A 2,321-nucleotide genomic window follows, 5' to 3' on the forward strand; every position below is an offset into this window, starting at 1 on the left:
TGTCCTTCCTCGTGCTCGGTGCCGTCCTGCTGTTGTTCTCGGTGGGGTACGCGGCGATGTCGCGACACGTCCACAACGCGGGCGCGTTCTTCGCCTACGTGGCCCGCGGCATGGGGAAGCCCGCCGGGGTGGGCGCCGCCCTCGTCGCGCTCGTGTCCTACGCGTGCATGCAGGTCGGCATCGCCGGCATGTTCGGCTTCGCGACCTCGTCGTTCCTCGAGGGGACGTTCGGGATCGCCGTCCCGTGGTGGGCCAGCGCGCTGGGCGCGTGGGTGCTGGTCAGCGTGCTCGGCCTCTACCGCGTGGACTTCTCTGCCAAGGTCCTGATGGGCGTCGTGGCGCTCGAGTTCCTCGTGGTGTGCGTCTACACCGTGCTCGGCCTGCGCGCGGCCCCGGAGGGGGTGAGCGCGGCCGGCCTGCTGCCGGACCAGCTGTTCACCTCCGGTGTGGGTGCCGCCCTCGTGTTCTCCGTGGCCGCATTCATGGGCTTCGAATCCGGTGCCATCTACAACGAAGAGGTCAAGGACCCGAGACGCACGGCCGGACGGGCCACGCTGACCTCGGTGGTGCTGATCGCAGTGTTCTACGCGTTCTCCGCGTGGGCGATGATCATGACCGTGGGCCCGGGCAGGGTTGTGGCGGCCGCACAGGCCGGGGGCCCCGACGTCGTTTTCTCGTTCCTCGGCGCCCATACCCCGCTGTGGTTCGCGGACCTGGCGAACGCCCTTTTCATCGTCAGCCTCCTGGCGGCGCTGCTCGCGTTCCACAACATCGTGGCCCGCTACGCCTTCGCGCTCGGTCGCGAGCATGTGCTGCCCGCGTTCCTGGCGCACACCTCGACGCGTACTGGCGCTCCCGTCGGCGGTTCGCTGGCCCAGTCCGGGACGGCGCTCGTGGTGCTCGTGGTGTTCGCCGTGGCAGGCTCCCGCTCCGACGACCCCCTGTTCCCCGTCGTCACCCTCTTCACCTGGCTCACCAACATGGGCGCGTTCGGCCTTGTGCTGCTCATGGCGTTGACCTCCGTGTCCGTCATCGGCTACCTGCGGCGACATCGGGACGAGTTCGGTGTATTCACCCGGGTCGTCGCCCCCGCGCTTGCCGCCGCCGGCCTCTTCACCCTGTTCGTGCTGACGGTGGTGAACTTCCCCGTGCTGTTGGGCGCGGACGGCCCCACCCCGCTGAGCTGGTTGCTGCCATCACTCGTCGTGGCACCCGGCGCGCTCGGCACGGCCTGGGCATTCTGGTTGAAGGCCCGCCGGCCCGCGACCTACGCGGGTATCGCCCGTGGCAGTGAGCTCTCCTGAGCGCACACACTGACCTCGACCACAGATCACTCCGACCCCCTACGAGAGGCAACCCCATGACCGAGACCCTGACCTACGCCGATCTCCTCGCCGCCGTCGTCGCCCCCGAGGGTGCCGGCGTCGAGATCAATGACCCCGCCACGGGCGAGCTGATCGGGCATGCCCCGCAGAGCACGACGGCGGACCTCGACGCGGCCGTCGAGCGGGCGCGCACCGCACAGCGGGACTGGGCGAAGCTCTCCCACACCGAGCGCAGTGCCGCCCTGAACCGCGCCTCGGACGCGATCGAGGCGAACGCGTCGGCCCTGGCCGAGATGCTCTCCCGCGAGCAGGGCAAGCCGATCAAGAACGGCCCCAACGCGGCCTTCGAGGTCGGCGGCTGCGTCGCTTGGACCCGTGCGGCTGCCGCGTTCGAGGTTGAGCCTGAGGTGCTCGTGGACGACGAGTCCGGCCGCGCCGAGCTGCACTGGGCGCCGATCGGCGTCGTCGGCGGCATCGGCCCGTGGAACTGGCCCATGATGATCTCCGTCTGGCAGATCGCCCCGGCGCTGCGCATGGGCAACACCGTGGTGCTCAAGCCCTCCGAGTACACCCCGCTGTCCGTGCTCGCGCTGGCGCACGTGATGAACCAGGCCCTCCCGGCGGGCGTGCTGCAGGTCCTGGCCGGCGACGGCGAGCTTGGCCGCGCGTTCACCGCGCACGATGGGATCGACAAGATCACCTTCACCGGCTCCACCGCCACGGGCAAGGCGATCATGAAGGGTGCCGCCGACGACCTCAAGCGCATCACCCTCGAGCTCGGCGGCAACGACGCCGGCATTGTCCTGGACGACGCCGACCCGAAGGCGATCGCGGAGGGCCTGTTCTGGGGCGCGTTCATCAACACGGGTCAGACCTGCGCGGCCCTGAAGCGCCTGTACGTGCCGGACGCACTGTACGACGCGGTGTGCGAGGAGCTCGTGGCCGTGGCGAAGGCCATGCCGTTGGGCAACGGGCTCGAGGAGCAGAACGTGCTCG

At 69.9% G+C, this 2,321-nt stretch carries 2 protein-coding genes; both read left to right on the forward strand.

What is annotated here, in order from left to right; translation table 11 throughout:
* Positions 1-1,304: APC family permease (locus tag AB0N07_RS50325; RefSeq protein ID WP_365847628.1), on the forward strand; the 1,304-nt coding region annotated here is incomplete at its 5' end.
* 56 nt (positions 1,305-1,360) lie between these two features.
* A partial coding sequence (locus AB0N07_RS50330) for an aldehyde dehydrogenase family protein (RefSeq protein ID WP_365847630.1) occupies positions 1,361-2,321 on the forward strand: 961 nt, incomplete at its 3' end.

It is taken from the genome of Streptomyces sp. NPDC051172 (assembly GCF_040682555.1).
Taxonomy (GTDB): Bacteria; Actinomycetota; Actinomycetes; order Streptomycetales; family Streptomycetaceae; genus Streptomyces.